The organism is Polaromonas sp. (assembly GCF_043778355.1).
Classification (GTDB): Bacteria; Pseudomonadota; Gammaproteobacteria; order Burkholderiales; family Burkholderiaceae_C; genus Polaromonas.
This window is the reverse complement of record NZ_JAYWHI010000031.1, coordinates 226,824-252,738: the sequence shown is the minus strand read 5'-3', so window position 1 is coordinate 252,738 and position 25,915 is coordinate 226,824. Positions and strand designations below refer to the sequence as shown.

The window sequence follows — 25,915 nt, the reverse complement described above, 5'->3', positions numbered from 1 at the left end:
ACGCGGGTGTTCCGATCGGTCAACATCGGGAGCATGGTGTGCCGTGACACGGGTGAGTTGTTTGAGCAGTTGCCACGTGGTGCCGGCGCCTTGCTGCTGGCCGAGGAAGTGCTCAGTGGCTCCGCCATGCGGTCACTTGCCGAGTATGTGGCGAACCAGCCTAACTGGTCGGACATTCCAATTCTTTTGCTGACACGCAGTGGCGCCGATTCCCTGGACGTCCGGCGCGCCGTGGACCGACTGGGCAATGTCACCCTGATGGAGCGGCCGGTGCGCACCATCGCGCTGATATCTGCAGCCCGTTCGGCAATCCGTGCGCGTGAACGGCAGTACCAGGTGCGCGACGCCGATCAGCGCAAGGACGAGTTTCTGGCCACGCTGGCGCATGAGTTGCGCAATCCGCTGGCGCCCATCCGCACCTCCATGGGCATTCTCAAACATCTGCACCCCGATTCGGAACCGGTCACGCGTTTGCGTCATGTGGTGGACCGGCAGGTGACCCATCTGACCCGGCTGGTGGACGACCTGCTCGACGTGGCGCGCATTACCAACGGCAAGGTGGTGCTCAGGAAGGACCGCATCACCCTGCGGTCAGTCGTCAACCACGCCGTGGAGATATCCAACTCGTCCATGGAAGCCAAGAAACACCGGCTGGATGTGAAGGAGACGGACAGTGATTACCTGCTCAACGCCGATCACGCACGGCTGGTCCAGAGCGTGGCGAACCTGCTGGTCAATGCTGCCAAGTTCACACCGCCCTGTGGTCATATTGTGCTGGGGACTGAGGCCAAAGGTGACACGGTGACTTTCCGCGTGCGGGACAACGGCATCGGATTGGAGCCGACGTCGCTGACGCGGATTTTTGACCTGTTCGCGCAGACGCCTGTGCCTGGGGAAGCGCCGACGGGTCTGGGCATTGGACTGAGCCTGGCCAGGCAATTCGCCGAGATGCACGGCGGCAAACTGCACGCCGTCAGCGACGGTCTTGGTCACGGCAGTGAATTTGTATTGACCCTGCCGGTGGTGATCGAGAAGAGACAAAACTCCCCGCGCGAAGAGGTTCCGGTTTCTGTTCGGGCGGTTTCCGGCAGTCTCAAGAAGGTGCTGGTGGTTGATGACAACGTCGACGCGGCCAATACGCTGGAAGCTTTGCTGGGACTGGACGGGTTTGCGGTGACCACCGCCTACGACGGTGTGGCTGCCGTGACGCAAGCCAGGGCCGTGGTACCCGATGTCGTCGTCATGGACATCGGCATGCCGGGCATGGACGGTTATGAGGCCGCCCGCGTGATCCGTCAGCAACCGGGCGGAGGCAGGATGGTGTTGATCGCGCTGACAGGCTGGGGTCAGTCCAATGACAAAAAACGCGCCAGCGAGGCGGGTTTTGACCACCATCTGGTCAAACCGGTGGACTACGACATGTTGATGCAGTGCCTGCAGGCTTGACGGCGGGTGGTAAAAAAAGGGGCATCTTTTATGCGTTGCGCAGACGCCCTTGCACTATCCGCCGCAACTTCACACTCTTCGCTACAAATCCTGTCCAACAATGACAACTTGGTTTTCTTGCAGATTACATCGGCCTGTAACCCTTATCAAATATGCGTGTACAGCTATGAAAATCATAGCGGCTTGCCGTCGCTGTGCGTCTATCCTACGGCGTGACGAGCCTCCCTCCTACAGGCGCGGCGTGGTATCTTCCATTGCGGACATTCCTCCGGGATCTCACACCTTTGCGAGGCTTCATGTCCGTCATTGTCAATTCTGCAAGCCAGCGGCCGCATCGGTCTGCTCCCCTGACCTCGATCACATCCGGAGCGCCATCTGTTCTCACCCGTCTTCGGCTCGAGACGCGGGCCGAGCATGACGCGGTTGAACGTGTTCTTGATTTGATGGGCCGTGGGATCACACTCAAGGCCTACCGCCAGCAGCTTGCGCGGTTTTATGGCTTCTATGGTCCCCTCGAAGCTGCCTTGCTGAGCCGCTTCGGCCAACTGACTAACCAGCTGGCTGGCGACACATCCCAATGGTCAGTACTTCCGCTGCGCCTGCAAAAGACCAGACTGCTATTGCGGGACCTTCAACACCTTGGCATGGCGACCGAAGACTTGCCACTGTGCCGCAAATTGCCGCCGGTTCAAACCCAGGCCGAAATGTTGGGCTGCATGTATGTGATGGAGGGCGCCACGCTGGGCGGGCAGCTGATCACCCGGCATGTGCGGGCCACGTTGGGGGTGACGGCCGCAACCGGGGGCGCCTTTTTTGAAGGGTATGCCGACGACACTGGAAAGATGTGGCAGGCCATGCGGCAGCTTCTGGTGAGGCGCGCAGTCAATGGCTCCACGGAAGACGCCATGGTGAAAAGCGCCATCGCCACCTTTGCCAGCCTGCGTGTCTGGTGTGACCGGTCCGCCACGGCCGCCCCTGGCTGCATGTCACATCTCGCACAGGCAAATCAACATGCATGAAGACCTCAGCAAAATCTTGCGGGGTGCGCAAACGATTGCAACCAGGGCCGAGACTGTCCATACTGCCCCGTGGGATACCCAGCCCTACAGCATCCTGCGCGATGGCATCAACATCATCAATTGTGATGACGAGCCTGTGCGGACACCGGGCTGCATTCAGGCCCACGGCGCGCTGCTGGTGTTGCGCCTGGCTGACCTGTCCATCCTGCAGGCAAGCGAAAATACCCAGACCATCCTCGGTCAGGCCGCGCCCGCACTGCTCGGCCAGAAGGTGGGTGTGGTGGTCAAGGCTGAGGGAGAGCTCCGTCTGCGCAGCATCCTCGACAAGGAGTTGACAGATCGCAATCCGATTTATGCATTCACCTTGCCGAGCAGTGGAAAAGCGGCTGCGATGGATGTAACCGTACACACCCTCGATGGTGTCGTCATGCTTGAGTTCGAAGCCACCGGCCGCAGCCAGTCAGATGCCAACACCGGCGCCCTGACGCCCGATCCACTTCATCAGCCCGACTATTACGCGCTGATCAAGAAAACGGTCGCCCGCCTCCAGACCATGGCAACGGTGCAGACGTTCTGCCAGGCGCTGGCCGACGAGACCCGGTTGTTGTCGGGCATGGACCGCGTCATGATTTACAAGTTTCATGCCGATCACCATGGTGAAGTGTTTGCCGAAAGCCGCCGCAGCGATCTCGCGCCCTGGCTGGGCATGCACTACCCGGCCGAAGACATACCCAAGCCGGCACGCGACATTTTTGCCAAAACCTGGATTCGCCCGGTGCCTGACATCAAAGGCGCGCTGGCCGAAATGACGCCGCTGCTCAATCCAGACACCGGCAAGCCGGTTGATATGACCTTTTGCGCGCTGCGAGGTGTGTCGGTCATGTACACCGAGTACCTGCAGAACATGGGCGTGTCGGCCGGGCTGACGATGCCGCTGCGGCGTGACAACGTACTCTGGGGCCTGATTGCCTGCCACCACTACAGCGGGCCGCACCATGTGCCTTACGAGTTACGCGGAGCTTGCGAGTTTCTGGCGCAAGTCGGCTCGCTGCAGCATCAGGCCGTTGAAGACCGTGAAAACGCGGCTTACCGCCTGCAGCTCGAAGATGTCAATCAGCAGCTGCTGACCATGGCTGCGCAGGAGGGCGGGCTGGCCTGCATGACGGACAGTGCGCCGTCTTTGCTTGGGGCCATGCGCGCAGGCGGCGCCGCGCTGTACCACCGTGACCGATGGTGGCGCGTTGGCCAGACGCCAGACGAGGCACAACTGGAGGCACTGGGCAAGTGGTTGGTGGAACGGCTGGACGCCGGCTCGCTGGTCAGTCCACTTTACGTCACGCACGCGCTCGCTGCTGACTACCCAGCCGGCGCAGCTTTTGCCGGTATTGCCAGCGGCCTGCTGGCTGCGCCCCTGTCGCGCAGCGGCCAGAACCTCATGATGTGGTTCCGGCCTGAAGTCAAAACAACGGTCAATTGGGGCGGCAATCCGCAAGACAAACCCACGGTGGCTGGTCCGCACGGCATGCGCCTGACGCCCAGACGCAGTTTCGAGCTGTTCAGTGAGTCGGTCCATCAACAAGCGCAGCCGTGGCTGCAGGTCGAGATTGACGCCGCGGCCCGGCTGCGCGCCTTGATCATGGAACTGGTCATCGTTCGCGCCGAGCGGCTGGCTGACCTGAACGCCGACCTGGCACGCAGCAACGAAGAGCTCGATGCCTTTGCCTATGTGGCCAGCCATGACTTGAAGGAGCCATTGCGCGGCATACACAAATACGCCCACCAGCTGATGGAGGCGGCCCCGGCCAGTGAAGACGAGAGACGCAAGCTCGAAGGTCTGATGCGTTTGACCTTGCGCATGGACAGTCTGCTGGACTCGCTGCTGCACTTCTCCCGCGTCGGCCGCGAAGAGTTGACGCTGGAACAGGTTGACATGAATGAGGTGCTCGCCGATGCGGTCGAAATGGTCAGCTCCCGAACCGGCGACAGCTCCACGCGCATCGTGACGCCCCGGCCGTTACCGCTCATCATGTGTGACCGGGTCCGTGTACGAGAAGTACTGGTCAATTTGTTGTCGAACGCGCTGAAGTACAACGACAAAGCGGTCAAACATGTTGAAGCAGGGTTTATCGAGCCGCACGAGGTGTTGCTTCGCAACGGCTTCCCCGGGTCGGCAAACGATCAGACCGTGTATTACGTCCGCGACAACGGCATCGGCATTGCGCCCCGCCATTTCGACCAGGTCTTCAAGATGTTCAAGCGTCTGCATGGCCGCGAGGAATACGGCGGCGGCTCGGGCGCTGGCCTGACGATTGTGCGCAAGCTGGTGGAGCGGCATGGCGGCCTGGTCTGGCCTGATTCCGTCGCGGGTGAGGGCACCACTTTTTTCTTTACCCTCAGTACCGCCGATGACAAGTCCCCTGTCTGAGGCACTGGTCGCGCCCATCCTGGTCGTGGAAGACTCGGACGAGGACTTCGACACCTTGCGCGAGGCCGCAACGGCTGCAGGCGTGACACGCCTGATTCGCCGTGCCGTGTCCGGGGGCGAGTGCCTTGCCATGTTGCGCGGCGAGGGTGATATGGCGCCGCCGCTGTTGCCGGTGCTTATTCTGATGGACCTCAACTCGCACGGGGTGGATGGCCGTGAGGCGTTGGTCGCCATCAAGACAGATGAGGCCTTGAAAGAAATCCCGATGGTGGTGCTCACCACCTCGGCCAATCCGAAGGATGTTGCGTTCTGCTTTCAGGCAGGCGCCAATGCCTACCATGTCAAACCGGTGCGCCACGACCAGTACCTGGTGCTGCTGGGCGCGTTGTTGCGCTATTGGCTTGAGAGCGTGACTCTGCAGAACACCCGAGCAAAGGCGCACTGATGCTCAACGTGAAAAGGGAAGTGTTGACGCCGTGGCGGGTTTTCATCATTGATGACAGCCCCGACGACCGGGTTGAGATCCGCCGGATGCTGCTCGGCGGTTCCGAGCGACGCCTGACTTTTTTCGAGGCCGAAACGGCTGCATCAGGCATCAGTGCGGTGCTAGCCGCAGTGCCTCCCCCGGACTGCATCGTGCTGGACTACAACCTGCCCGACATGGATGCGCCAGAAGTACTGGCTGCACTCACAGGGCCTGATGGCATGCCGGTTTGCCCGGTGGTGGTGGTGACTGGCGGTGCCAGCCGACAGGAGGGCCGGCGGGTGCTGCGCGCTGGGGCCCAGGATTACATAGGCAAGGACTGGACCAGCGCACCATCGCTGACGCGGGCTATTGAAAATGCCTGTGAGAGCTGGGCCATGGCGCGCGAACTTCGGCAGCGAAAAGATGACCTGCAACTGGTGACTGAGCGGGAAACTTTTCGCAGTGCCTTCGGTGACGCAATCCGTGGTTTGACAGATGAATACGCTCTGAAAAGCGTCGCTTCCCATTTGCTGGGCATGCATCTGAAAGCCAACCGGGTGCTCTATGGTGAGGTAACCGCCGATGGCAGGGTGGTCGTGGGACAGAGCTACGTCAACGGTGTGCCGCAGATTGAGGGTAGTTGCGGCCTGCAGGACTACGGCGCCAATTTGCTGCCCGCACTGAGGTCGGGTGAAAACGTCCGGGTGTCCGACATACAGATGGATGCAGCTTATTCGGAGAGCGAAAAATCCGGCTACACCCGGATGGAAGTGGTGGCTAGTCTGGCCATCCCCATTTTGAAGAGTGGACAGCTGGTGGCGGTCCTGGGCATTCATCAGAATGCGCCGCGTGACTGGACACCCGAAGACATCGCGATGGCGCTTGAAATCGCAGAGCGCACCTGGTCCGCGGTTGAACATGCGCGGGCAGAAAAAAAACTGCTGGCCAAGGACTTGCAACTCTCCCAGATGCTTTACATCATGCCGTCGTTTTCGGCTGTGTTGGCGGGTCCCACCTTTGTCTTTCAACTGGCGAATCAGTCTTACTTTGATCTGGTCAAACGCGGTTCGGAGATTATCGGGATGACGGTGCTTGAGGCCTTTCCGGACATTGCAGATCAGCCCTTTCCTGCCTTGCTTGAAGAGGTTTACCGAACCGGTAAACCTTATGAAGCCAAAGCCATGGTCCTTAAGCTGCCGACCGTGCCAGGCGGCCGTCTGGCAGATATTTTTATCGATTTTGCGTATCTTCCCCTGCGTGAAGCCGATGGCCAGGTATCGAGCATCTTTGTTCACGGCGTGGACCGCACCGTTGAAGTCAGGGCAACGCAGGCGCTGGCCCAAGGGGTGCGTGAGCTGCGCAGCGTGACTGAAAATACCCCTGATGGATTGACACGGTTTGACCGCCAGTTTCGCCACGTTTTCGCCAATTCTGTGATCGAGAGAATTTCAGACTGTCCGGTTTCTGAAATTCTAGGCAAAACCCATCGCCAATTGGGCGTGCCAGAAAAGCTTTGCAGACAGTGGGAGAGCGCCATCAGCCATGTCTTCGATCATGAGTCGGAGGCGTCATTGGAGTTTTTGCTGGAGACGCCCCGTGCTGGCATGCGCCATTTTTCTTGCCGGCTGGTCCCCGAGGTTGATGAAGGTGGGCGGGTGGAGTCTGCGCTTGGCGTGACGCACGACATCACGGATCGTCGTGCCTATGAGCAAAGGTTGCTTGAGCAGGATTTGCGCAAGGATGCGTTTCTGGCAACGCTGGCGCATGAGCTGCGCAACCCGCTGGCGCCCATACGCACGGGTTTACAGCTGCTCAAACTCGCCCCCCGCGCAGAAGATATTGCCTCACGCACTTTGCCAGTCATGGAGCGGCAGCTGGTCCAGCTGGTGCGCCTGGTTGATGACTTGCTGGATGTGTCGCGCATCAGCAGCGGCAAAATTGTGCTCAAGCGCGAGCGTGTGTCATTTCAGGACATTGCCGCTGCTGCGCTGGAAGCATCGCGGCCACAGATTGATGCAGCCAGTCACTTGCTGACCATCGACTGGCCTACCGAAGTTGTCTGGATGGACGCAGACGCAACCCGTCTGACGCAGATTTTCAGCAATTTGCTGACCAATTCGGCCAAATACATGCGTGCCGGTGGGCAGATAAAGTTTTTGGCCAGCCAACAAGGCGACAGCATTGTTGTTTCAGTTCAAGACACCGGCATGGGTATACCCGCGGATATGCTGGGCCTGGTGTTTGACATGTTCACGCAGATCAACCGCACCCTGGACCGCGCGCAGGGTGGTCTGGGCATTGGCCTGTCGCTGGTGAAAACGCTGGTCGAAATGCATGGTGGCACGGTGCAGGCCGCCAGCAACGGTGTCGATCAGGGCAGTACATTCACCGTGACCTTGCCTACCGCTTCGGCGTGTGATTTGCAGACACGGCCAACCCCGCCGCCCGCTCCGGCTACCGCTGGGTCGACCAGGCAGCGGATTCTGGTGGTCGATGACAACGTCGATGCCGCAGAGACCATGGTCATGTTGCTGGACCTGTCGGGTCACGATGCTCGTGCGGCCTTCGGTGGCCAGGAGGCGATTGAGGTGGCAATGACATTCCGCCCCGACCTGGTGTTTCTCGACATCGGTTTGCCAGGCATGGACGGTTATGAGGTGGCGCGGCGATTGCTGGCGTGTCCGGCCACGGCCTCTGCCAAGCTGGTGGCTCTGACCGGCTGGGGCACAGCAGATGACATTCGCAAGTCGAAAAATGCTGGCTTGCATGCCCATCTCACCAAGCCTGTAGACCCTGATGCAGTCGAAGCTCTGCTGGCTTCGTTTTTTCCGGTGAGACAAAGCGCTTGATCTACCGGCGGCAGGTAAACGCTTTTCGCCGTTGATGAGGCGCACATAAAAAAACCACCAGAAGGTGGTTTTTTATTGGGAAGTGGGGGTTACTTCAATCCTGCGGCTGCGCGCAGCGCTGCAGCTTTATCCGTTTTCTCCCAAGTGAACTCGGGTTCGTCGCGGCCGAAGTGACCGTAGGCGGCAGTCTTTTCGTAGATCGGGCGCAGCAGGTCCAGCATCTGGATGATGCCTTTCGGGCGCAGGTCAAAATGTTCGTTGACCAGGGCCGAGAGTTTCTCGTCGGACATCACGCCGGTGCCTTCGGTGTAGATGGTCACGTTCATCGGGTGGGCCACACCGATGGCGTAGGCCACCTGAATCTGACACTGTTTGGCCAGGCCGGCGGCAACGATGTTTTTTGCCACGTAACGGGCGGCATAAGCGGCAGAACGGTCCACTTTGGACGGGTCCTTGCCGCTGAAGGCGCCGCCGCCGTGCGGGCAGGCGCCGCCGTAGGTGTCGACAATGATCTTGCGGCCGGTCAGGCCGCAATCGCCTTGCGGGCCACCGATGACAAAACGGCCGGTTGGGTTGATCAAATACTTGGTGTCTTTGGTCAGCATGCCTTTAGGCAGCACCGGCTTGATGATCTCTTCAATGATGGCCTCAATAAACGAGGCCTTCATCTTGTGCTGGGTTTCGCTTTGGTCGGGGCTGTGCTGGGTCGACAGCACCACGGTATCAATGCTGTGCGGCTTGCCGTCGACATAACGCATGGTGACCTGGCTTTTCGCGTCGGGGCGCAGGAAAGGCAGGCGACCGTCCTTGCGCAACTGCGCCTGGCGTTCGACCAGGCGGTGTGCGTAATAAATCGGCGCGGGCATCAGTTCGGGCGTTTCGTCGCAGGCGTAACCGAACATCAGGCCCTGGTCGCCGGCGCCGGTGTTCAGGTGGTCGTCGGACGCGTGGTCTACACCCTGGGCGATGTCGTTGGACTGCTTGTCGTAGCAGACCATGACCGCGCAACCCTTGTAGTCGATGCCGTATTCGGTGTTGTCGTAGCCAATGCGCTTGATGGTGTCGCGTGCGACCTGGATGTAGTCCACATGCGCGTTGGTGGTGATCTCGCCGGCCAGCACCACCAGGCCGGTGTTGGTCAGGGTTTCGGCGGCGACGCGCGACAGCGGGTCCTGCTTGAAGATGGCATCGAGGATGGCATCGGAAATCTGGTCGGCCACCTTGTCGGGATGGCCTTCTGAGACGGATTCGGAAGTAAAGAGAAAATCGTTCGCCATTGCGTACACTCCATGAAGTTAGTCGGCGCGTTGCCGGCTTGGGGTGCCTCGGCGAACGCTTTAGCAGTTTGGTTTAATGTCGCCCTGCAAGTTGTTCAGTAACTCGGCGACAGCCCTGATTATATCTGCTGCTTTTTTTACTGTCAGCCTCTCCGCTTTCATGATCCATTTGTTCCGGTTTTTATCCCACTGGCCACTTCGGGCGTTACATGCCTTGGGCGCGGGGCTGGGCTGGCTGGTCTGGTGGCTCAGCCCTGGATACAGGCGGCAATTCCGTGCCAATGTGGCGCAGGCCGGACTGGCTTTCGAGAGCGCGCGGCCGGCCATTGGCGAAGCCGGTCGGTTTGTGGCCGAGCTGCCCAAACTGTGGATGCGGCCCCCTGGCGAGTCCTGCCTGGGGAATGTGCGCATCGAAGGGAAGGGCCATGCCAACGCCGCTTTTGCGCGTGGCAAGGGGGTGATTTTTTTCGGCCCGCATTGCGGCAGCTTTGAACTCGGGCCGCAGGCGCTGGCCGAACTGTACGGCCCGATCACGGCGATTTACCGGCCGGCGCGCAAGCCCTGGCTGGCGCGGCTGGAGCTGCTGGCCCGCAGCCGTCCCGGACTCGCGGTGGTGCCGGCCAGCCTCAGCGGCATCCGCCAGATGTTTCGCACCCTCAAGAGCAACCAGGCGGTGGCGCTGCTGACCGATCAGGTGCCGCCCGACGGGCAGGGCCTGTGGGCGCCATTTTTCGGCAAACCGGCTTACACCATGACCCTGGCAGCGCGGCTGGCGCTGCAAAGCGGGGCCGTGGTGCTGCCAGTGAGTTGTGAACGTCTGGCGCAGGGGCAGGGCTACTTTCTCAAGATCTGGCCGCCCCTGGCCGCACTGGACAGCCTGCCCAAAAGCGAGCTGTTGCCGGCGGTGACGATCATCAACCAGGCGATTGAAGCGATTGTGATGAGTCAGCCGGGACAGTATCTGTGGGGCTATGCGCGTTACAAGCAGCCGCGTCAGCCGCATGCCGATGAAGGCGCGCCTTGAAAACCCCGCGACAGATCGCCAGCACCCTGTTCACCCGCAGCGGCATTGTGTTCATGCAACTGCTGGCGGCGCTGCCGCTGCCGCCGGTGCGGGCCATGGGTGTGGCGCTGGGCTGGCTGCTTTATGGGTTGGCGGCTCCGCGCCGCCGGGTTGTCCAGACCAACTTGCGCCTGTGTTTTCCGGAGCGCCCGGAGGCCGAGCGGCGTTTGCTCGCGCGGCAAACCTTTGTGTTTTTCGCGCAGGCCTGGCTGGACCGAAGCTGGCTCTGGCATGGCCATCCCGACAAGCTCAGGCAACGCCTGCAGCTCAAGGGCGCGTTGTCCGAACTGGACGGCGAGCAGCCGCTGGTGCTGTTTGCACCGCACTTTGTCGGACTTGATGCCGGCTGGGCCGCGTTGACCCAGCAGGTGCCGCGCGCTTTCACCACCATCTACACCGACCAGGCCAACAAGCTGCTGGACCGCTGGATCCTGCGCGGACGCAGGCGGTTTGCCAATGCGCGGCTGTTCGGCCGCGCCGAAGGCGTGCAACCCATCATCAGCGCCCTGCGCGCGGGCCAGCCTTTGTATTTGCTGCCCGACATGAATTTCGGGCCGGAAGAGTCGGTTTTTGTGCCTTTTTATGGGGTCGATGCTGCCACAGTGCCTTCGCTGTCGCGTTTTGCCAAACTCGGCCGCGCCAGGGTGGTACCGGTCGTCACGCGCATGACCGCCACGGGTTACGAGGTGGAGGTGCTGCCGGCCTGGTCTGACGTGCCTTCCGCCGACTTTGTGGCCGACACGGCGCTGATGAATGCGCGGCTGCAGGACTACATCAACACCATGCCGGCGCAGTATTACTGGGTACACAAACGCTTCAAGAGCCGACCCGACGGTGAGCCGTCGATCTACTGAGCGAATTTATAAGCCTTATTTGCCTCTAGCCCCTGCCGGATGGGCGCAAGTAGCTATCAAAAACAGAGCGTCAGTGCCCGCTTAAAAAGTCTTGCAGCAAGCGGGCAACCAAAGCCGGCCGCTCGTGCACGATCCAGTGCGAAGCACCCGGAATTTTCTGCAATTGCATGTTCGGCACATACGCCTCCAGCCCGTCTATCAGCGCCGGGGGCAGGGCGATGTCGTCCATGGCCCAGAGCACCAGCGTCGGCAGCATGACGGTCAACAGTTCCGGCGGCAAAGTCACTGCGGCGGCGGCCGGGTCGTGCGGACGTGGCGGGCGCAAGGGCGAGGCGCGGTAGAGGTTGCAGCCACCGGTCAGCCCGGCGCGCCATACCGCGCGGTACTGGTTCTTGACGTCTTCCGTCAGCCAGGCCGGTGCGCCACTGGCCTGCGGGTCCTTGCCATTGGTCAGAAACTGCCAGAGCCGGCGGAAGTCGTCCTCGGCGAGCAGGTTTTCGGCATCCGGGCGGATCAAAAAGTTCATGTAGGCGCTGGAGGCCTGCTGGGACGGCGAATGTTGCAGTTCACGCAAAAACGTGCCGGGATGCGGTGAATTGATGATCACCAGTTTTTTCATGCGCTGCGGCAGGGTTGCCGCGACGCTCCAGGCGACCGCACCGCCCCAGTCGTGAGCGATCAGTGCTTCAAGCTGGCCGCCAGACGTGACCTGCGCGATCAGTGCCGCGATGTCCTGCACCACGTATTTGGGGCGGTAGGCGGCGGACTCGGCTGGCGCGCTGGATTGCTCAAAGCCCCGCAGGTTGGGCGCGATGCAGAAATAGCCGCCGTTCTCAGGCTGGGCAAAGTGTTCCAGCAGCCCATCCCAGACAAAGGCGGCTTCCGGAAAACCATGCAAAAACATCAGTGCCGGGCGGGTCGGGTCGCCGGCCATGCGGCAGGACAGGGTGATCCCGTGGGGCAAGGTCAACAGGCGGGTCTGGATCATGGTGCTATGCATTTAATAGCTGCCTACGTCCGCTGAGTATGGGCTGGAGGCAGATTTTGTTCAAAAATGCAGAAGCGGGGTGACCCGCGAGGTTTTAGCCCGCGTCGGGTTCGTTGGCAGGAGGGGCGGCCGCTGCCGCCTCGCCGTCCTTGGCCGGCGGATGCGCCCACTGCCACAGGTGTTGGGCCACCTCTTCCACGCCTTGCCGCTTCAGCGACGAAAACAGTTTGACATCGCCGCCGCCGGCTTGCAGTCGCACAATGGACAGTGCCCTGGCTGCTTCGGTCTTGTTGAGCTTGTCGGACTTGGTCAGCAGCACCAGAAATTTCAGGCCCTCCTCCACGCGCGGACGGATCACGTCGAGCAAAATTTCGTCGAGCTCGGTCAGGCCGTGGCGCGGATCACACAATAGCACCACGCCCCGGAGTGTGTCGCGCGTCTGCAAATAATTGCCCATGACCTGCTGCCAGCGGGCTTTGGCGGCCTTGGGTACCGCCGCATAACCGTAACCGGGCAGGTCGGCCAGCACAGCGTCCATCACGCCTTGCTTGCCGAGCGAGAACAGGTTGATGCTTTGCGTGCGTCCCGGCGTTTTCGATGCAAACGCCAGCCGGTTGATCTGGGTCAGTGTGTTGATGCAGGTGGACTTGCCCGCGTTGGAGCGGCCGACAAAGGCGATTTCCGGCACGTCAAGCGGTGGCAGGTGTTTGAGCTCGGGCGCGGTGGTCAGGAATTTGGCCGTGTGCAGCCAACCCATCGCAATTTTCGCCTCGGCGGATTGGGGCACTTGCGCTGCCAGCGCTGCAGCCATTTTGGCCGCCGCCACCTTGGGGATGGGGCGCTTGTGGCTGGGCTTCTGCGTTTTGATGGGGGTGGAACGGGGAGATATGCTCATATTTGGGATTGTCCCCCAAGCCATTGTAAAATCAGGGAGTTTTGCGTGAAGTTGCTGTCCCGACGGGGCTTTTTATGCAGCTTGAGGCGCGCGCCGATTGCCAAGTCCACTTTAGAGTCAACTATTAAACCCCCGATATGAAGCCAGTTTCCACTTCGTTGATCACTTGTTTGTTTGCTGCCCTGCTGGCTGTGCCGGGCCTGTCCCTGGCTGCTGGTGAAGCTGCCCCGGCCAAGGTCGCCAAACCCGATCTTGTCAAAGGTGCAGCGACTTATGCCGCAGTCTGCGTGGCTTGCCATGCCGCTGACGGCAACTCGGCCATCGCCGCCAACGCCAAGCTGGCGCAGCAGCATCCTGAATACCTGGTCAAGCAGTTGCAGGAATTCAAGTCCGGCAAGCGCAAAAACGCCATCATGCAGGGCTTTGCTGCGGCGCTGTCTGATGAGGACATGCGCAATATCTCTTACTGGGTGGCCTCCAAACCCCTCAAGGCCGGCTTCGCCAAGGACAAGGCGCTGGTCGCCCTGGGCGAGCGTATCTACCGCGGCGGCATTTCCGACCGCCAGGTGCCCGCCTGCGCAGGTTGCCACAGCCCGACCGGTGCCGGCATTCCTTCCCAGTACCCGCGCCTGGGTGGCCAGCATGCCGAATACACCGCGACACAGCTGACCGCTTTCCGTGACGGTGGCCGTACCAACAGCCTGCAGATGAACCAGGTCGCCGCCAAGCTGAACGACCGCGAGATCCGCGCGGTGGCCGATTACATCGCCGGTTTGCGCTAGGTCGCGGCTGCGTCAGCGCAGCCGCCAGCCCGCCGCTTTTTTGCGGAAAAATGGCGCTTTTCAGCGGTTTGTATTGAACCCCGGCCGACTTCAACACTCCATACCAAGGCGGGTCCCGATGAAGGCCCGCCTTTTTTTATTGCAGCCCACTTTCTCCATGGCCCCACACGCATGACAGTTTCCACCCACGGCCTGCGGCTCAAGTCCGGCTCCCACGCGCTGCGCTCCAGCGTGGAGCTGCTGTCGTCAATGCGGTTTTCGATCTCGCTGCTGACCGTGATCTGCATTGCCTCGGTGATCGGCACCGTGCTCAAGCAGCAGGAGCCTCTGACCAACTACGTCAACCAGTTCGGCCCGTTCTGGGCCGAGGTGTTTCGCGCGGTCAGCCTCAACACCGTTTACAGCGCCTGGTGGTTCATGCTGATCCTGGCGTTCCTGGTGCTGTCCACATCGCTGTGTATTGCCCGCAACACGCCCAAGATATTGGCCGACTGGAACCAGCTCAAAGAGAATGTCCGTGAGCAGAGCCTCAAGGCCTTCGGCCACCGCGCCGAGCAGGCCCTGGGCGAAGCGCCCGAGGCTGCAGCGCGCCGCATCGGCCAGACCCTGGTGCAGGGAGGCTGGAAGGTCAAGCTGCAGCAGCGCGATACGCCGGGCGGCACCGGCTGGATGGTCGCCGCCAAGGCCGGTGCCGCCAACAAGCTCGGCTACATCGCCGCGCACGGCGCCATCGTCCTGGTCTGCGTGGGTGGTCTGCTCGACGGCGACCTGGTGGTGCGTGCGCAGATGTGGCTCAATAACAAGTCCATCTATACCGGCGGCGGCCTGATTGCCGACGTACCCGCACAGCACCGACTGAGCGAACGCAACCCGACCTTTCGCGCCAACCTGCTGGTGGCCGAAGGCACGCAGTCCGGCACCGCCATCCTGAACCAACCGGGCGGCGTGATGCTGCAGGACCTGCCCTTTTCGGTGGAGCTCAAAAAATTCATCGTCGAGTACTACTCCACGGGCATGCCCAAGCTGTTTGCCAGTGAGATCGTGATCCATGACCGGGAGACCGGCGAGAAGACGCCGCATCGGGTGGAGGTCAACCACCCGGCCCACCACAAGGGCATCGAGATTTACCAGTCCAGCTTTGATGACGGCGGATCCAGCGTGACGCTCAAGGCGGTGCCCATGGCCGTGGGAGCGCAGCCTTCGAGCAAGCCATTTGAGATCCAGGGCACGATTGGCGGCTCCAGCAGCCTGACCAATGGCCCTGAAAAAATGACGCTGGAATACACGGCGCTGCGTGTCATCAACGTCGAAAATTTCAGCGGCGCAGGCAACCTGGGCGGCTCCGGCGCTGACGTGCGCAAGGTGGACCTGCGCCAGTCCATTGACGCACGCATGGGCGCAGCCAACAAGACCAAAGAGCAAAAAGAGTTGCGCAACGTCGGCCCCAGCCTGACTTACAAGCTGCGTGATGCGGCCGGGCAGGCGCGCGAATTCCATAATTACATGCTGCCGGTGAAGATGGACAGCGCGGAGTCCACCCCGGCGCTGTTTTTGCTCGGTGTGCGTGAAACACCGGCAGAGCCTTTTCAGTACCTGCGAATTCCGGCCGACGAGCTGGCCAGCATGGAAGGCTTTTTGCGGCTGCGTCGCGCGCTGGCTGACCCGGTTCAGCGCGAGCGGGCGGTGCAGCGTTATGTGCGGCAGGCGATTGCTGCGGACCGCCCTGATCTCGCACAGCAACTGGCGGCCTCCGCCTCGCGCGCCTTGGCGCTGTTTGCCGGACCGGACCAGGCCCTTGTTCCAGGCCAGGCGAAACAGCCGGCGGGGCTGCAGGCGATCTCGGACTTCATGGAAACCAATGTGCCGGAAGCCGAGCGCAACCGCGCTGGCGAAGTGCTGGTGCGCATTCTCAATGGGGTGTTGTTCGAGCTGGCGCAAATGACGCGTGAGCAAAGCGGACTCAAACCCCTGCCGCTCGACGACAGGACCCAGGCCTGGATGGCGCAGGCGGTGTTGTCGCTCAGCGACGCCCATCATTACCCGGCGCCCATGACCTTTGAGCTCAAGGACTTCACGCAGGTGCAGGCCAGCGTGTTCCAGGTGACACGAACTCCCGGCAAGAACATTGTTTATCTGGGTTGCGCGCTGCTGATTCTCGGCATTTTTGCCATGCTGTATGTGCGTGAGCGAAGGCTGTGGGTCTGGCTGGCGCCTGCCGGCGGCGCAGATGCCGAAAAAGGACCAGAATCAGGCTCAGGCAGCCAGGCGACCATGGCCTTGTCGAGCAACCGGCAGACCATGGAAGTCGACAGGGAGTTCGAGATGCTGAAGACCAAACTTTTACAGGTGCCACGATGAACACCACGACTACTTTGAGCTCGCGCGGAACCAACGCGACCACCATCAGCCTGCAGGAAGGCTACTTTGCCAAACGCAGCCTGGCCGACTGGATTTTTGCGGCGCTGGTGCTGGCCGGCGGCCTGTTCGCCTTTGTGCGCTACCAGGGCTTCATGGACGTCTACGAAAAAGGCATTCTTCTCGGCACCATTCCGGCGGCTATTGCGATGGGCTGGTTCTGGCGGCCCCTGCGGCTGCTGATGGGGGCGGTAGCCGTGTTTTCCCTGCTCGGCATCGTCCTCTACCAGGGTGATCTGGCGCGCGCTGAGCAGGTGTTCTGGCTCAAGTACTTTTTGTCCAGCCAGTCGGCCATCCTCTGGATGAGCATGCTGTTTTTCATGAGCACGGTGTTTTACTGGCTCGGCATGTTCATCCGTCAGCAGGGCGACGCGCTGGAGTCGCTGGGCAGCAAGATCGCCTGGGTGGCCGTGGGCATGGCGCTGATCGGAACCATGGTGCGCTGGTATGAAAGTTACCTGATAGGCGCCGACGTGGGCCACATCCCGGTCAGCAACCTCTACGAAGTGTTTGTGCTGTTCTGCTGGATGACGGCTGCGTTTTACCTTTACTTCGAGGCGCAGTACAACACCCGCGCCATGGGTGCATTTGTCATGTTGGTGGTCAGTGCCGCCGTGGGTTTTCTGCTCTGGTACACCGTGGTGCGCGAGGCCCATGAAATCCAGCCGCTGGTACCGGCGCTGAAAAGCTGGTGGATGAAGCTGCATGTGCCAGCCAATTTCATCGGTTACGGCATGTTCGCTTTGGCCGCCATGGTGGCCCTGGCCTACCTGATCAAGCAACAGGCGGCGGAGACGCGCTGGTACAAGCTCACGCCGCTGTGGATGCTGGGCGTGGTGCTGTGTTTTGTGCCGATTGTTTTCCGCAAGTCACCCGCCGATGTGGGCGGCGGCAACTACTGGGCCGGTTACCTGCTGGTCTCCGGCCTGATCGCGGCCGGCATTTTGCTTGGGCGCAAGCGCATCGCCGCGCGCCTGCCGTCGGCCGAGGTGCTCGACGACGTGATGTACAAATCGATTGCCGTGGGTTTTGCTTTCTTCACCATCGCCACCGTGCTGGGCGCGCTCTGGGCGGCCGAAGCCTGGGGCGGTTACTGGAGCTGGGACCCCAAGGAAACCTGGGCGTTGATCGTCTGGCTGAACTACGCGGCCTGGCTGCACATGCGTCTGGTCAAGGGCCTGCGCGGCACGGTGGCCTCCTGGTGGGCGCTGGTGGGGCTGGCCGTGACCACCTTTGCCTTCCTCGGCGTCAACATGTTCCTGTCGGGCCTGCACAGTTACGGAACCTTGTAAGCCTTGAATCCTTGTAAGAAGTGGCTGCGTATTCAGACTAACTGTCAAATCCCGAACAAATTGATTACAAGGAAACAAGATGCTCATCAAGACCCATAACAGCGGCTTCATTCACCCGGTGGCCAGCGAGATCACTCCGCAGGGCATTTATCACCAGCGCCGCGACATCATCAAACTGATGGCGGGTGGCGCAGCCGGTGCAGCACTGGCCGGATGGGCCGGGCGCGAGGCCTTGGCGCAGGGCGCGGCCAAACCCGGCAAGCTGGCGGCGCTGCCCGGCGCAAAGTCTGGCGTGGCTGGCGCGGTGACCATGGAAAAAGTCACCGACTACAAAGACGCGACGACCTACAACAACTTCTATGAGTTCGGCACCGACAAGGCCGACCCGGCCAAAAACGCCCATACCCTCGTCACCAAGCCCTGGACCGTCGCGGTCGAAGGCCTGGTCAAGCAGCCCAAGACGTATGCGATTGAGGATCTGATCAAACTCAGCGCGCAGGAAGAGCGTATTTATCGCATGCGCTGCGTCGAAGGCTGGTCCATGGTGATTCCCTGGGTCGGTTATTCGATGGCCGAACTCATCAAAAAAGTGGAACCGCTGGGCAATGCCAAATACGTCGAGTTCATCACCCAGGCCGATCCCAAGACCATGCCTTTTGTTGGCTCGCGTGTGCTCGACTGGCCCTATGTCGAGGCGCTGCGCATGGACGAAGCGATGAACCCCCTGACGCTGCTGACCTTCGGCATGTATGGCGAGGTGCTGCCCAACCAGAGCGGCGCTCCCGTGCGTCTGGTGGTGCCCTGGAAATACGGCTTTAAAAGCGGCAAGAGCATTGTCAAGATCCGTTTCACTGACAAGGAGCCGCGCACTGCGTGGAACAAGGCCGCTGCCAATGAATATGGCTTTTATTCCAACGTCAACCCGGAGGTGGACCATCCGCGCTGGAGCCAGGCGACCGAGCGCCGCATCGGCGAGGACGGCCTGTTTGCGAAGAAGCGCAAGACGCTGATGTTCAACGGCTACGAAGCACAGGTCGGCCAGCTCTATGCCGGCATGGATCTCAAGAAAAACTTCTGATGAAGGCTGCCAATGCGGCGCTGATGCATCCAGCGGCCAAGCCGCTGGTGTTTATGCTGGCGCTGCTGCCTTTTGCCTGGTTGTTTTACGGTGCCTTCACCAACAACCTGGGCGCCAATCCGGCCGAATACCTGATACGCGCGACCGGCGACTGGACGCTGCGCTTTCTGTGCATCGTGCTGGCAGTCACGCCACTGCGAGTGATCAGCGGCACACCGGCGCTGGCGCGCTTTCGGCGCATGCTGGGCCTGTTCACTTACTTTTATGTGGTGATTCACCTGCTGAGCTACAGCTGGTTTGACATGGGCTTTGACCTGCCCGAGATCATCAAGGATATCATCAAGCGTCCGTTCATCCTTGTCGGGTTTTCGGCTTTCCTGCTGCTGACGCCGCTGGCGGCCACCTCCTTCAACGCCGCGATCAAAAAGTTGGGCGCCAAACGCTGGCAAACCCTGCACAAGCTGGTCTACCTGATTGCCGGCTTGGGCCTGCTGCACTTTTTCTGGATGCGTTCGGGCAAAAACGACTTTGCCGAAGTGGCGGTTTACGCCGTGATTCTGGTGCTGCTGCTGGGCTGGCGTGTTCGGCAATATATGATCAAAAAACGCCTTCAGCCCACGCCGGTCGGTCGTGAGCAGCTATCAAAATAATAGTGACACAGGCCTGGCCTGCAGGACCAGGCGCCGTTCAGTCAGAGACCAGCTGTTCCTGTCGCATCTGGTCGGCGGCGGTTTCCCGGCGTCGAATCACATGGGCCCGGCTGCCATCAACCAGCAGTTCGGCAGCGCGTCCGCGCGTGTTGTAGTTGCTGGCCATGCTCATGCAGTACGCGCCCGCCGACAACACCGCCAGGCAGTCGCCGGCCTTGACCGCCAGCGCGCGGTCGCGGCCTATCCAGTCACCGCTTTCGCAGACCGGCCCTACCACGTCGTAGGTGGTCTGCGGCGTGCCTGACGAGGGCACGACCGGCACAATGGCATGAAAGGCCTGGTACATGGCTGGGCGCGGCAGATCGTTCATGGCAGCGTCGATGATGCAGAAGTTTTTCTGTTCGCCGGGCTTGAGGTAAAGCACTTCGGTCAGGCAGACGCCGGCATTGCCGATCAGCGAGCGGCCGGGTTCTATCATCAGTTTTTTGCTGCCGTAGCCGCGCGCGTCCAGCTTGACCAATAGCAGTTGCCACAAGGCATCCGCCGCCGGCGGGGTGTCCTGGTTGTAGTTGATGCCGAGTCCACCGCCGAAGTCGATGTGGTTGATCGGAATACCGGCGGTCTCAATGGCCGCGACCAGGTCCAGCACACGGTCCATGGCATCAAGATAAGGCGTGGTTTCAGTGATCTGTGAGCCGATGTGGCAGTCGATGCCGGCTACTCTGAGGCCAGGCAGCGAGGCCGCATGCCGGTAAATGCGCAAGGTATCTTCATGCGCCACGCCGAACTTGTTGCCCTTCAGGCCGGTGGAAATATAGGGATGGGTTTTCGGGTCCACATTGGGGTTGACACGAATGCTGACCGGCGCGACCTGGCCCATGGCCAGCGCCACCTCCGACAGCACATCCAGCTCGGCTTCACTCTCGACGTTGAAGCAGCCGATGCCGGCCGCCAGCGCCTGCTGCATTTCCGCGCGGGTTTTGCCCACACCCGAAAAAATCACCTTGCGTACATCGCCGCCCGCGGCCAGCACGCGTTCGAGTTCGCCACCGGAGACGATGTCAAAACCGCAACCGGCCTCTGCAAACACCTGCAGCACGCCCAGCGAGGAGTTGGCTTTCATGGCGTAACAGATTTGCGCATCGCGTCCCGCAAAGCCCTGCTGGTAAGCCGCCAGCGCAGCCAGCATGGCGGCTTTGGAGTAGACAAACAGCGGCGTGCCATGTTCACGGGCCAGGGCGTCGAGGCTGACTTCTTCCAGGTGCAAACTGCCCTGCCGGTAGGCCAAGTGGGGAGCGCCCGGCAACTCGGTATCGGGCGCGATAGGGGCGGGCATCCGGCTCATCGCGGAGCCAGGATGGGTGCCGAGGTGGGCGGCGCGGCGGGTGGAGGCTGCGGGATGTCAGGCGTTGCCACCGGCGAGACGGGGGTATTGGCCGGTGTGGCCGGCGCCGCACCGGCTGTGGGGACAGCCTTGGGCGGTGGCGGGAAAAACAAAGGGCCTTTCTGGCCGCAAGCCGTCAGGCTGGCCGCGACGGCCAGCGTCAGCGCGCAAAAGCCATGACCGCGTAACAGGACGCGTGCACCGCCTAGAATTTGAGTTTGATGGTGGAATCTTGCAAACATGATGGGATTGTAATGACGGACCTGGATTATCTGGACCATGCGGAGGCTGCGCTCAAGGCCATCGAAACGGCCTGCGACCGCATCAACGACGAAACCGATGCCGATGTGGACAACCAGCGCTCAGGCGGCATGATCACGCTGAGTTTTGCCAACCGCAGCCAGATCATCATCAACCTGCAAAAACCATTGCAGGAAATCTGGCTGGCCGCCCGTGCTGGCGGATTCCATTACAAGCTGATCGACAGCCAGTGGCGCGACACCAAGGATGGCAGCGAGCTGTTTGCCGGGCTGTCGCGTTATGCCAGCGAGCAGGCTGGACAGGTGCTGGTGTTCAGGGCGCCAGGCTGATTCTGGCTAGTTCTTGAACAGATCTAGGATCCGCTTTCTCTCGTCACCCGGCGGCGGTGACTGGATCGCTGCGCCGGGTGGCACCGGCTGACCCTGGATCGGGTTGTCAGCACCGGCCCCTGGGGCCGGCCTGTCACCCAGACCGACGCTGCTGATGCCCGAGCCTTTGGCGTATTCGTCATAAAACCATTCGCCACCGATGTTGACCACGCCTTCAGGCGGTGTGAATTCGGTGACCGGCACGCCCTTGAGCGCGTATTCCATGAAGTTGATCCAGACCGGCAGGCTCAGGCCGCCGCCGGTTTCCCGGTCGCCGAGCTTCTTGGGCGTGTCGTAGCCCATCCACACTGCGGCTGTCAGTGTTGGCTGATAACCGACAAACCAGGTGTCGATGGAGTCGTTGGTGGTACCGGTCTTGCCATACAGATCGGGCCGCTTCAAGGTGGCCTGGGCTTTGGCAGCGGTGCCGGTGCGCGCCACTTCCTGCAACAGGCTGGACATGATGAACGCATTGCGCGCTTCGATGCCGCGCACCGACTCATCCAGGCCGGGGGCCGGGGTTTCGATGACAGTGCGCCCTTTCTGGTCGGTGATTTTGGTGATCAGGTAGGGGTTGACGCGGTAGCCGCCATTGGCGAACACCGAATACCCGATGGCCATTTGCAGGGGAGTGACCGAACCGGCGCCCAGCGCCATGGTCAGGTAGGCCGGGTGCTTTTCGCCGTCAAAGCCGAAACGCGTGATCCATTCCTGGGCATTTTTGGCGCCGACAGCCTGCAGCACACGGATGGAAATCATGTTTTTTGATTTGGCCAGGCCGCGCCGCAGGCTCATCGGACCGTCAAAGGTGCCGTCGTAATTTTTGGGTTCCCAAGGCTGCCCGCCAGTGACGCCTGCGTCAAAAAACAGCGGCGCGTCGTTGACCACGGTGGCTGGCGTGAAGCCTTTTTCCAGCGCCGCCGAGTAGATAAACGGTTTGAAGCTGGAGCCGGGCTGGCGCCAGGCCTGTGTGACGTGGTTGAACTTGTTTTTTTCGTAATCGAATCCACCGACCAGCGCCCGCACCGCGCCGTTGCGCGGGTCGATGGCCACAAACGCACCTTCGACTTCGGGCAGTTGCGTGATTTCCCAGGTGTTTTTGGGCGTTTTGGTGACGCGGATCAGGGCGCCACGCCGGATCTTGATGTTGGGAGCCGCTTTGTCAGACAGGCCGGATTGCGCGGGCTTGAGACCATCGCCGGTGATTTCGATGGTCTCGCTGTTCTGGCGCACCGCGACGATTTTTTTGGGGCCAGCTTCGAGCACCACGGCCGACATGACGTCGTCGTTGTCGGGGTTGTCAGCCAACGCATCGTCAATGGCGTCCTCGGTTTCCTGGGGATCTTTGGAGAGTTCGATGAACTTTTCGGGCCCCCGGTAAATTTGCCGCCTCTCATAGTCCATGATGCCCTTGCGCAATGCTTTGTAAGCCACCGTCTGGTCGGCGGCGCGCAGGGTGGTAAAGACATTGAGGCCGCGCGTGTAGGTTTCGTCACCATACTGGCTGAACACCAGCTGGCGAACGGTTTCGGCGACAAACTCGGCATGCACGCGCCCGGAGTCCGGCCCGGAGCGGACCTTGAGTTGCTCGGCCTTGGCTTCGTCGGCCTGCGCCTTGGTGATGAACCCGTTGTCCTGCATGCGCTCAATGATGTGGAGCTGGCGCGCCTTGGCGCGTTTCGGATTGCTCACCGGGTTGTAGGCGGACGGGGCTTTCGGCAGTCCAGCCAGCATGGCCGCCTCTGCGATGCTGACATCCTTCAGCGGCTTGCCGAAATAGGCTTCCGAGGCGGCGGCGAAACCATACGCGCGTTGCCCCAGAAAAATCTGGTTCATGTAAATCTCGAGGATCTGGTTCTTGCTGAGCAAATGTTCCAGCTTGAAAGTAAGCAGCATCTCGTAGATCTTGCGCGTGTAGCTCTTCTCGGTAGAGAGATAGACATTGCGCGCCACCTGCATGGTGATGGTGGAGGCGCCCTGGCTTTTTGCGCGGCCCATGTTGGCCAGTCCAGCCCGGACCACGCCGATGTAGTCCACACCGCCGTGCGAGAAGAAGCGCGAATCCTCAATGGCCAGCACGGCGTCCTTCATTACCTTTGGGATGTCGGCGATCGGTGTCAGGTTGCGGCGCTCTTCGCCGAATTCCCCCAACAACACGCCGTCCGACGAATACACCCGCAAAGGCAACTTGGGCCGGTAGTCGAGCAAGTCGGACACGTCCGGCAGGTTCGGATAGGCCACGGCCAGCGCAACGGCCACCACCATCAGGACGGACACCGCACCGGCCAGCAATACACCCAGCGTCCACGCAGCGGCTTTCAGCAGGGCGGGAAGCCAGGGCAGGCGATGGGCGGTCGAAGCGCCGGGGTCAGAGGACGGTGAATTTGAAGCCATGGAGGTCTAATGTAAGTGCGCGCCAGCATTATTAAAAATGCCCGATTCCCAGGAATGGGGGACGGTCGGGATTCCCCATTTTGCATTTATTGGCGGCGACACGCTGGGTCGCCAAAAACCGCCAAAACTCGCCAAAAGCGTCAACTTTTGACAACGGTGATAGTAAGTCAAAACTGAAAAATCCTTTGTCGTACAAGGACCTTACTGATAGCATTCAAGTGATTTCTTAAGTTTGTAGCGCTACCCGTTAGCTGCCATTTGGGGACTGTCTTGATCTCATTGGGATCCTTATTTAACCGTCAATCGTCCGCCTTGCTGGGCCTGGATATCAGCTCGTCAAGTGTCAAGCTGGTTGAGCTGAGCCGTGACAAGGCCGGTAACTTGGTGCTTGATCGCTGTGCGATTGAGCCCCTGGAGAGAGGTTGGATCACTGACGGCAACGTCGAAAAGTTCGATGAAGTGGCCGAGGCGGTGCGTCGGGTGGTTAAAAAAAGCGGTACCCGCACCAAAAATGTGGCGATGGCTTTGCCGGCATCGGCGGTGATCACCAAAAAAATCATCCTCCCGGGTGGCTTGAGCGAGCAGGAGCTCGAAATCCAGGTCGAAGCCGAGGCCAACCAGTACATTCCCTTTTCCCTCGACGAAGTCAGTCTGGACTTCTGTGTGGTGGGCCCCAGCGCCACCTCGGCAGGCGATGTGGAGGTGCTGATTGCTGCGTCGCGCAAGGAAAAAGTCAACGACAGGCAGGGGCTGGCCGAAGCCGCGGGTCTGAAGCCGGTGGTGGTGGATGTCGAGTCCTACGCCTCTCGCCTGGCGACGGCGCGCCTGATAGAGAACCTGCCGAACAAGGGGCTGGACACCATGGTGGCCCTGTTTGAAGTGGGCGCCCTCACGACCAGCATGCAGGTCATCAAGAATGACGAAGTGTTGTATGAGCGAGACCAGGCCTTTGGGGGCGCCCAGCTGACCCAGCTGATCGTGCGCCAGTACGGCTTTTCTCCTGAGGAAGCAGAGAGCAAAAAACGCAGCGGCGACCTGCCCGACGACTATGGTGTCAGCGTACTCAAGCCTTTTGTCGACAGCATGGCGCAGGAAATCAGCCGGGCGCTGCAGTTCTTTTTTACCAGCACCCCTCACAACAAAGTGGACCATGTGATGCTTGCTGGCGGATCGTCGGCGCTTCCGGGCCTGACCGATGCCGTGACGCAACAAACTTCATTTGCGTGCATGGTGGCCAATCCTTTTGAGGGCATGAAACTCAGCGACAACATCCGGGAAAACAAGATGAAGCGCGAAGCCGCGTCGTACCTGACGTCCTGCGGCCTGGCCATGCGGAGGTTTTTCCAGTGATTCTGGTCAATTTACTTCCCCACCGTGAAGCCGCGCGCAAGCGCAGGCGCGAAGCCTTTTTCGTCGCCCTGGGTATTGCGGCCCTGATGGGCGGTCTGATTTGCGGGGCGGTGTATTCCTGGTACCAGGCCCAGATTTCTGGGCAACAGGCGCAAAACACTTTTCTCAAGTCGGAGATCACGCGTCTGGAAAACCAGATCAAGGAAATCGCCGGCTTGCAGCAGGAAATTGCTGCACTGCGTGCGCGTCAGAATGCTGTGGAGGATTTGCAGGGAAATCGGAATTTGCCGGTCTATTTGCTCGATGAGTTGGTGCGGCAGTTGCCCGATGGCGTGTACCTGACCACTATGAAGCAGGATAACCAGGTCGTTTTGTTGACGGGTGTTGCCCAATCCAACGAGCGGGTGTCCGAGCTCCTGCGGAATCTGAGCAACAACAGCCCGTGGCTGACCCGTCCCGAATTGATTGAAATTACCGGCAGGGCGCTTGCACTCAGCGCGCGGGATCAGCGCCGGGTGTCCAATTTTTCGATGCGGGTCGCTCTCAAACGTGCGACCGACGTGCAAAAAGCAGGTACTTCCGCCAACCCTGCAGCGGGCAAGCCCGCATCGCCCGCTTCTGCGGCCGGCAAGGGCTGACAGCATGGTCAGGAAAAGGCA

General features: G+C 60.9%; 21 protein-coding genes. 15 read left to right on the top strand and 6 right to left on the bottom strand.

The features are described 5' to 3' along the window. Positions 1-33: 33 nt before the first annotated feature. The 5 genes from ACH2CW_RS06060 (at position 34) to ACH2CW_RS06040 (ending at position 8,205) form a co-directional block, all read left to right on the top strand. Positions 34-1,446 (top strand): response regulator, encoded by a 1,413-nt coding sequence (locus ACH2CW_RS06060; protein WP_395056095.1) that lies wholly within the window; start codon positions 34-36, stop codon positions 1,444-1,446. 296 nt (positions 1,447-1,742) lie between these two features. Further along, positions 1,743-2,465 carry a biliverdin-producing heme oxygenase gene (locus ACH2CW_RS06055; RefSeq protein ID WP_395056093.1) on the top strand — a complete coding sequence of 241 codons (723 nt, stop codon included), beginning with the start codon at positions 1,743-1,745 and terminating at the stop codon, positions 2,463-2,465. Beyond that, entirely contained in the window at positions 2,458-4,890 is a 2,433-nt protein-coding gene (locus tag ACH2CW_RS06050; RefSeq protein WP_395056091.1) for an ATP-binding protein, read from the top strand. Before ACH2CW_RS06055 ends, ACH2CW_RS06050 begins: the two co-directional genes overlap by 8 nt. Next, positions 4,871-5,335 (top strand): response regulator, encoded by a 465-nt coding sequence (locus tag ACH2CW_RS06045; protein WP_395056089.1) that lies wholly within the window; start codon positions 4,871-4,873, stop codon positions 5,333-5,335. The genes ACH2CW_RS06050 and ACH2CW_RS06045 overlap by 20 nt, the downstream gene beginning before the upstream one ends. After that, on the top strand, positions 5,335-8,205 hold the full coding sequence (locus ACH2CW_RS06040; protein WP_395056087.1) for a response regulator: 2,871 nt from the start codon (positions 5,335-5,337) through the stop codon (positions 8,203-8,205). Before ACH2CW_RS06045 ends, ACH2CW_RS06040 begins: the two co-directional genes overlap by 1 nt. A gap of 89 nt (positions 8,206-8,294) precedes the next feature. Here the strand turns inward: ACH2CW_RS06040 and metK are convergent, their stop codons facing one another. Next, complete coding sequence (gene metK / locus ACH2CW_RS06035) at positions 8,295-9,482, bottom strand: methionine adenosyltransferase (RefSeq protein WP_395056085.1); 1,188 nt, start codon at positions 9,480-9,482, stop codon at positions 8,295-8,297. 160 nt (positions 9,483-9,642) lie between these two features. On the opposite strand from metK, the gene ACH2CW_RS06030 reads away from it, so the two are divergent. Further along, a complete protein-coding gene (locus tag ACH2CW_RS06030; protein ID WP_395056083.1) occupies positions 9,643-10,506 on the top strand; it encodes a lysophospholipid acyltransferase family protein in 864 nt (287 codons plus the stop codon). Continuing rightward, positions 10,503-11,399, top strand: coding sequence for a lipid A biosynthesis acyltransferase (locus ACH2CW_RS06025; protein ID WP_395056081.1), 897 nt, complete (start codon positions 10,503-10,505; stop codon positions 11,397-11,399). The genes ACH2CW_RS06030 and ACH2CW_RS06025 overlap by 4 nt, the downstream gene beginning before the upstream one ends. 70 nt (positions 11,400-11,469) lie before the next feature. Here ACH2CW_RS06025 and ACH2CW_RS06020 read toward each other — a convergent pair whose 3' ends face one another. Together ACH2CW_RS06020 and yihA are read right to left on the bottom strand one after the other, a co-directional pair. Beyond that, a complete protein-coding gene (locus tag ACH2CW_RS06020; RefSeq protein ID WP_395056079.1) occupies positions 11,470-12,387 on the bottom strand; it encodes an alpha/beta fold hydrolase in 918 nt (305 codons plus the stop codon). Positions 12,388-12,481: 94 nt separating this feature from the next. After that, positions 12,482-13,198, bottom strand: a complete 717-nt coding sequence (gene yihA / locus ACH2CW_RS06015) for a ribosome biogenesis GTP-binding protein YihA/YsxC (RefSeq protein WP_395056159.1) — start codon at positions 13,196-13,198, stop codon at positions 12,482-12,484. Positions 13,199-13,419: 221 nt separating this feature from the next. Here yihA and ACH2CW_RS06010 point away from each other — a divergent pair, with 221 nt between their 5' ends. From ACH2CW_RS06010 to ACH2CW_RS05990, 5 genes are all read left to right on the top strand, one after another. Then, positions 13,420-14,064 (top strand): c-type cytochrome, encoded by a 645-nt coding sequence (locus tag ACH2CW_RS06010; RefSeq protein WP_395056077.1) that lies wholly within the window; start codon positions 13,420-13,422, stop codon positions 14,062-14,064. Between the two features lie 171 nt (positions 14,065-14,235). After that, positions 14,236-16,422 carry a cytochrome c biogenesis protein ResB gene (locus tag ACH2CW_RS06005; protein WP_395056075.1) on the top strand — a complete coding sequence of 729 codons (2,187 nt, stop codon included), beginning with the start codon at positions 14,236-14,238 and terminating at the stop codon, positions 16,420-16,422. After that, positions 16,419-17,771 (top strand): c-type cytochrome biogenesis protein CcsB, encoded by a 1,353-nt coding sequence (gene ccsB / locus ACH2CW_RS06000; RefSeq protein WP_395056073.1) that lies wholly within the window; start codon positions 16,419-16,421, stop codon positions 17,769-17,771. Before ACH2CW_RS06005 ends, ccsB begins: the two co-directional genes overlap by 4 nt. Before the next feature lie 79 nt (positions 17,772-17,850). Next, entirely contained in the window at positions 17,851-18,849 is a 999-nt protein-coding gene (msrP, locus tag ACH2CW_RS05995) for a protein-methionine-sulfoxide reductase catalytic subunit MsrP (RefSeq protein WP_395056071.1), read from the top strand. Next, the gene (locus ACH2CW_RS05990; protein ID WP_395056069.1) at positions 18,849-19,499 is read left to right on the top strand and encodes a sulfite oxidase heme-binding subunit YedZ; all 651 of its coding nucleotides are present in this window, start codon (positions 18,849-18,851) and stop codon (positions 19,497-19,499) included. Before msrP ends, ACH2CW_RS05990 begins: the two co-directional genes overlap by 1 nt. A 37-nt stretch (positions 19,500-19,536) precedes the next feature. On the opposite strand, the gene lysA is transcribed toward ACH2CW_RS05990, so the two are convergent. Then, complete coding sequence (lysA, locus tag ACH2CW_RS05985) at positions 19,537-20,844, bottom strand: diaminopimelate decarboxylase (RefSeq protein ID WP_395056067.1); 1,308 nt, start codon at positions 20,842-20,844, stop codon at positions 19,537-19,539. After that, the gene (locus tag ACH2CW_RS05980) at positions 20,841-21,125 is read right to left on the bottom strand and encodes a lipoprotein (RefSeq protein WP_395056065.1); all 285 of its coding nucleotides are present in this window, start codon (positions 21,123-21,125) and stop codon (positions 20,841-20,843) included. Before ACH2CW_RS05980 ends, lysA begins: the two co-directional genes overlap by 4 nt. A 12-nt stretch (positions 21,126-21,137) precedes the next feature. Here ACH2CW_RS05980 and cyaY point away from each other — a divergent pair, with 12 nt between their 5' ends. Beyond that, on the top strand, positions 21,138-21,473 hold the full coding sequence (gene cyaY, locus ACH2CW_RS05975; protein ID WP_395056063.1) for an iron donor protein CyaY: 336 nt from the start codon (positions 21,138-21,140) through the stop codon (positions 21,471-21,473). A gap of 6 nt (positions 21,474-21,479) precedes the next feature. On the opposite strand, the gene ACH2CW_RS05970 is transcribed toward cyaY, so the two are convergent. Beyond that, positions 21,480-23,906: a penicillin-binding protein 1A gene (locus tag ACH2CW_RS05970; protein WP_395056061.1), complete on the bottom strand. Its 2,427-nt coding sequence runs from the start codon at positions 23,904-23,906 to the stop codon at positions 21,480-21,482. Positions 23,907-24,176: 270 nt separating this feature from the next. Between ACH2CW_RS05970 and ACH2CW_RS05965 the strand changes: the two genes are divergently transcribed. Beyond that, positions 24,177-25,256 carry a pilus assembly protein PilM gene (locus ACH2CW_RS05965; protein ID WP_395056059.1) on the top strand — a complete coding sequence of 360 codons (1,080 nt, stop codon included), beginning with the start codon at positions 24,177-24,179 and terminating at the stop codon, positions 25,254-25,256. After that, positions 25,253-25,894 carry a PilN domain-containing protein gene (locus tag ACH2CW_RS05960; RefSeq protein ID WP_395056057.1) on the top strand — a complete coding sequence of 214 codons (642 nt, stop codon included), beginning with the start codon at positions 25,253-25,255 and terminating at the stop codon, positions 25,892-25,894. The genes ACH2CW_RS05965 and ACH2CW_RS05960 overlap by 4 nt, the downstream gene beginning before the upstream one ends. The last annotated feature ends 21 nt before the right edge of the window (positions 25,895-25,915 follow it).